Below are 5,695 nucleotides of genomic sequence, written 5' to 3'. Positions count from 1 at the left end.
GCACCGATCCGATTGCTTTGCGGTATGAGGACGAAAAGGCGGTGCGCACGCTGCAGCTCTTTCTGAAAGACGCACGTGGGATGATAAGCAAATGAAACAGACCTATCAGGACAGGGTCTGTGCTACCGCAAACGATCCAAACGGCATGATTACGGTGGACGGCTCCAATTTTGGAAAGAAAGGAACCAAATCTGCAGGCGTCTGGCGCCAATATTGCGGCAGTAAAGGGAAAGTCGAAAACTGCCAAGCTGGCGTATTCATCGGTTACTCTGGGACCGGCGGCTACGGGTTGCTGGATGCTAGACTGTATTTGCCTGAGGCGTGGTTTGATGATGAGCGTAAGGCTCACTGGTCTTCATGCGGCATTCCGGAAACGACCGTGTTTCGCACCAAGCCACAGCTTGCTCTTGACATGATCCAGGATGCCGTAAAGCAGCATGTGTTCCAATTCAAGTGGGTCGGTTGCGACGGCGCATTTGGCTGCGATACCGAATTTCGAAAAGGCTTGCCCGCCTCCGTACTATTCTTCGCGGATCTTTACAGTAATCAGCGTGTATTCCGAGAACGCCCGAACTGGTCGCTTCCAGAACGAAAAGGGCGCGGGAGAGCGCCAACCAAGCAGACTCCTTCCATTCCAGCAGTCCCGGTTTCTGCCATTGCAGAAGATGAATCGCGCCTTGGGAAAACATTGTACTGATGGAAGGCTCCAAAAGACCGGTGCGTACGTTAGTTAAAACTTGCCGGATTGTTGAATTGCATGACGGCAAGGATGGCTGAACTTTGGCTCTACATCCGCAAGTATGAAGATGGCCGGATCAAATACGCGGTTTGCAACGGCCCGCTGATATCGACGTCCGAGAATTACACCATGCGGCTACTCTGCGCTGGCCTATTGAGCAATGCTTCCAAGAGTGCAAAAGCTTTCTCGGAATGGCCGATTATGAAACGCGATCTTACGTAGGCTGGCATCGGCACATGTTGCTGACCATGGTGGCACATCTGTTAGTATTGGAGGTACGCAAACAGTTTCAAAAAAAACGGAAGCGGCGACAGCCATTCCATCTTGACGATGCGCCAAGCATTGATCTTGATCATAGCTGCAATCACGCAAGACCCGTCCGCCATCAAAAGAGCGGTACGGGATGTTTCGTATTACCAAAAATCAAACGCCAAAACCTACCGTTCCCACAGCAAAAAGCGTCATATGAGTTCCGCATGATTGTTAATTAACAGACTACGTTGTAGTGTTAATAATGATTATACTTAGGGCTTGCTGAATGGCGAAAAAGCGGTGAAAAAACCGCATAGTAACAAGGATTTCAGGCCCTTTATGGTAAGCGTCAAATAACTCGGTGGATAGAAAAAAGAGCAAAACCCGTGTAAACAGAGCTTTGCTCTATTGGCAGGCTTCCTGGACTTCTGGGCTCCAGGGAAGGTAATCTTCAAGAAACTCCGGATGTTGTCCAAACTGAACCCCCGGCAATTGGCTGAAGATGAATTGAAGATATTTAAACGGATTAAGACCATTTGCCTTAGCACTTTCGATGATGCTGTAAACGGCGGCACTCGCCGAAGCTCCTTTCGGACTTCCGCTAAAGAGCCAGTTTTTCCTTCCAATTGTAAAGGGTCGAATACTGTTTTCGGCAAGGTTGTTGGATATGGAGCAGTTGCCATCCTGAAGATAATTCATAAACTTTCCCTTATGATTTAGGGCATAAGTCAAGGCTTCACCTAGTTTGGATTTGGGCAGCACCTTACCTTTGGTGGAATCGATCCATACCCAAAAAGCCTCCAAGACGGGTTTTTCTCGTTCCAGACGCTCAGATTTACGTTGTTCGCTCGAAAGGTCTTCAAGCTTTTTTTCAATCTCGAAAAGTTTGTTACAGAATGTAATGCCTTGGCTTGGAAGGGTGGCTTCCGGGCTCTGTATATCTTTCGGAAGGGAATCTACGAATTTCCTTCGAAGATGTGTCCAACAGAGGCATCTTGTGACACCCGGAATCTTTGTGTACCCGGAGTATGCATCCGAGTGAAGGTACCCATTGAATCCCTTTAGGAATTTCTGAGGGTATTTGCCACTTCTGCCAGGTTGGTATTCGAAAATTCGAATGGGGTGTTTGCCATGCTGGCCGCTGCTGTATACCCACATATAGGAATCGGTGGTATTCTTTCGCCCCTCTTCATTCATGACTTGGACGACAGTTTCATCCGCATGTAAATACTTTTCCTGCAGGAGTTTTTGATGCATTAGCCCCACCAATGGAGCTAGCCAGTCGCGGGACGCAGCTTGAATCCAGTTGGCCATGGTCGCACGGCTAAGGTTTACGCCCAGTGTCCGCCACTCCTTTTCCTGACGGTACAGGGGAAGGGCGTTGACGAATTTCTGATGCATGACCCATGCCACTGTGGAAGGAGAAGCCATGGAGTGCTGGATCACCGGATAAGGCATGGGTGACTTTTCCATGTAGGGTTTCCCGTTCTTACGACAGGTACGGCACTCAAAGGTTTCACGGTAATAATCGATGGCTCTGACTTTGGCAGGAATGAACTCGATTTCAGTTCGGACGAACTCTTCGCCAACCGATACAAGTGCGGTGCTGCATGCTTCGCAAAAGCAGTCTTGTTTATCAAGGGTGCAAAGGCGTTTGTCGTGAGGAATATCCTTCAAGAGTTCCATCCGCTGACCTTGAAATTTCTTTCGCCGGTACCCTTGTATCTCCTTAAGGTCAGGCTCTGGCGCCGTCGGATCCGCTTCGATTTCTGCTTCATCAAAAAGAGACATCTGCCCCAAAGAAAGGGACGATGTCTTCTCGGTACTTCTGCCGAAGAGTTTGCGCGTTAGATATTCAACCGTATCGTGAAGCCGTTTGTTCTCCAGTTCCAGTTCGCCTATGCGTTTTTCGAGTACTTTTACCTGCTCCGCAGCGCTCATGAATACAGTTCCTTTACCGTTTTCTACTGTATCCATTATAGCATAAAAATGCCGAAAAACCCAGTAATTATGCGCATTTTCGGAGTTTTTCACCGTTAAAGACAGGCCGTAATATGGAGTTTTTTTACGGCCTTAGGTTGATCTATGGACAGGCCTTCCAGAAGCCAACGAAATTCCTGGTAGGTGATGGAGCGAACGGCTTCGGCATTCATTGGCCATTGAAAACTTCCGTTTTCCAGTCGCTTGTAAAGGAGGACAAATCCATCTCCTTCCCAACAGAGTGCTTTCATTCGATTACGTTGCCGGCCACAAAAGAGAAACAGACTGTTTTGGAAAGGGTTTAACTGAAAATTCTGCTGGACGATTGCGGCAAGTCCATCAATTGACTTCCGCATGTCGGTATACCCACAGGCGACATAGATTTTCTCCGCTTTTGAGATATCACCGAACATGTTGCAATGCCCTCAAGGTGTTTTCGATCAAGGTTGCTGATGCATTGTTGCGAATCTCCAGTGTTACAGCGCCAAAACGTATTACGATATCTGACAATACTTCTTGATCACCAGAATCAGTACCAGCTGTAGAGACTGGAATGTTTACTGGTACGAATGGATTGGTAATTGGGTTGTTTTGAGAATAAAGTGACGGGAGGGCTTCGCATGCGGCAGCGCGCACGCGCCTCAACCAATAATAATAAGTTTTAGGATTAATGTCATGATCAGCACACCAGGCAGAGATCGTTTGTCCACTACTGCGACATTCTCGGACAATCTCAGTCCATTTGTTTAATCGATACTGGTTAGTAACTTCCCTGGTATTCAACTCTAAACCTCCCTTTGGAGTTTTTCGATCGAAGTCGAAAAACTCTACAAACTCCAATTAAGGGAATTGTCTCAAAGACTGAGGGAGATTTCTATACACTAACTTATTAGACGCTTACCCTTTATGTCGAAATCATATGCAAAGGAAAGCGTTGTGAACGGACCAAAAGCCTTGCAGATGGAGTGACGAACGTGTTCAAACCGACCGCGCATCTTGAAAATCAATTGATCCTGCCCAAGCGATTTCTTTCTGCCCTTCGGCGGCAAGCTGGACGAAGAAAATCGCTGGGTTCAGTTGGCGCGGTTGGTGCCGTGGGCAGAGGCCGAGAAAAAATACGGACAGTTTTTCAAAGACACCTTCCGCGGACAGCAAACGATCAGTCTGCGAATGGGTCTTGGCGCGCTCATCATCCAAGAGAGAATGCAGTTGACCGACAGGGAAACGTTGGAGTCGATCAGCGAAAATCCATACATGCAATACTTCATCGGTCTGTCCGGATTCGTGATGAAGCAACCGTTTCATCACTCCATGATGACGCATTTCCGGAAGCGTCTGACGGATGTGCTGGCTGAATTGAACGAGATCGTCGTTTCCACAGGCGCGAAGGAAACGAAGGACGATGACGAAAACAACGACGCAAGCCGCGGCGGAGGCAAAGGGAAGCGGTCGAAGAGGCACGCTCCTACTGCTGAAGCCGAGCAGCAAATGCTGTTCGTGGAAGCGGCAGTCGAATCGTCAGAAGCAGCACCTCCCGTGCAGCAGACGTCTGCCGAGCCAGAGGCGCTTGAAGCGGTCATCGATGCGCTGCATGAACCGGTCATCGGACAAACGGCGAAACCGCGTACCTACAGGGAAAAAGCGCGCAAGTAGTTTCTGGTGGTGTCCAAGCAGCGCAGGCCGGGACCGAAAGTGATCCGCAAAGCGATCAGGCGGCAGCTCGGATACGTTGGACGGAACCTCTCCATCATCGCCGAGCAAGCCAAGACGCAGCCGCTCACGCTGCTTAGCCGTAAAGCCTACCGCGACCTGCTGGTGATTCATGAACTGTACCGTCAGCAGCTTCAAATGTGGGGCGAGCGATCCCATCAGATAGAAGACCGGATCGTCAACATTCATCAGCCGCATGTCCGGCCGATCGTGCGCGGGAAAGCCAAGGCGCGAGTCGAGTTCGGAGCCAAGATCGCGGTGAGCATGACAAAGGGCTATGCGTTCCTTGATCGTCTGTCCTGGGATAACTTCAACGAGAGCACGACGCTTATTGACGTGATCGAGAAGTACCGCGAGCGCATGGGAACCTATCCGGCTGTCGTCCAAGCGGATCAAATCTACCGCACGCGCGAGAACCGGAGCTTCTGCAAACAGCATGGTATCCGACTCAGCGGACCGGTGTAGGGGCGCAAACCTAAGAACGGTCCGACAAGTGAAGATAAGCAAGTCGTCAAACAGGACACCGGAGAACGAAACGCGATTGAAGGCAAGTTTGGAGAAGGCAAGCGCAAGTATGGGCTTGGCTGCATTCGAGCACGCCTTGCAAAGACGAGCGAAACGGTTATTACGCTGCAACTTCTGGTGATGAACCTGGAGCGCAGGCTCCGCGTTCTTTTTTTCCTTATTTTCACAATGCTGTCTCGACGGCGCCTAGCTCTGAATTTCTGATAAGAATCGTTCAGCAAACCCTACTTAGGGTTTGCCGAACAAGATTCGTTCCAGTCTACGCCCAACGTAAGACACTGAACCCAAACAGTCTGAAAAAAAACAATAAGAGAGCCCGCAGCCGCCGCTCCAGATTCATGACCAGAAACTGAAGGGCGATGACGGTTAAACTGGTTTCGGCGCCGCGTGCGCGAATGCGACCGAGTCCCAATTTGCGTTTTCCTTCTCCAAACTTTCCTTCGATCGCATTACGCTGTGCGGCATCCTGCCGCTCTTGCCTACAATCGC

The 5,695-nt window shown here is 49.7% G+C and carries 4 protein-coding genes and 2 pseudogenes; 2 read left to right on the top strand and 4 right to left on the bottom strand.

All coding sequences use genetic code 11. The features are described from left to right. Positions 1–64: 64 nt before the first annotated feature. Positions 65–697, top strand: a pseudogene (locus tag JMF85_RS07190) (transposase); the annotation flags it as partial. 699 nt (positions 698–1,396) lie between these two features. Here JMF85_RS07190 and tnpC read toward each other — a convergent pair. The 3 genes from tnpC to tnpA form a co-directional block, all read right to left on the bottom strand. Beyond that, on the bottom strand, positions 1,397–2,932 hold the full coding sequence (gene tnpC, locus JMF85_RS07185; protein ID WP_201317979.1) for an IS66 family transposase: 1,536 nt from the start codon (positions 2,930–2,932) through the stop codon (positions 1,397–1,399). A gap of 95 nt (positions 2,933–3,027) precedes the next feature. Then, positions 3,028–3,384 carry an IS66 family insertion sequence element accessory protein TnpB gene (gene tnpB / locus JMF85_RS07180; protein ID WP_127610823.1) on the bottom strand — a complete coding sequence of 119 codons (357 nt, stop codon included), beginning with the start codon at positions 3,382–3,384 and terminating at the stop codon, positions 3,028–3,030. Then, positions 3,374–3,754, bottom strand: a complete 381-nt coding sequence (gene tnpA, locus JMF85_RS07175; protein WP_127610824.1) for an IS66 family insertion sequence element accessory protein TnpA — start codon at positions 3,752–3,754, stop codon at positions 3,374–3,376. Before tnpA ends, tnpB begins: the two co-directional genes overlap by 11 nt. Before the next feature lie 191 nt (positions 3,755–3,945). Here tnpA and JMF85_RS07170 point away from each other — a divergent pair. Next, positions 3,946–5,410 (top strand): annotated as a pseudogene (locus JMF85_RS07170) (IS5 family transposase). Positions 5,411–5,465: 55 nt separating this feature from the next. On the opposite strand, the gene JMF85_RS07165 reads toward JMF85_RS07170, so the two are convergent. Further along, the coding region (locus tag JMF85_RS07165; RefSeq protein WP_201317978.1) for a transposase at positions 5,466–5,695 on the bottom strand (230 nt) is incomplete at its 5' end.

Source organism: Paenibacillus sp. EPM92 (assembly GCF_016586185.1).
Taxonomy (GTDB): domain Bacteria; phylum Bacillota; class Bacilli; order Paenibacillales; family NBRC-103111; genus Paenibacillus_G; species Paenibacillus_G validus.
The sequence above is the reverse complement of the archived record's forward strand: the minus strand, read 5'-3'. Positions and strand labels throughout refer to the sequence as shown.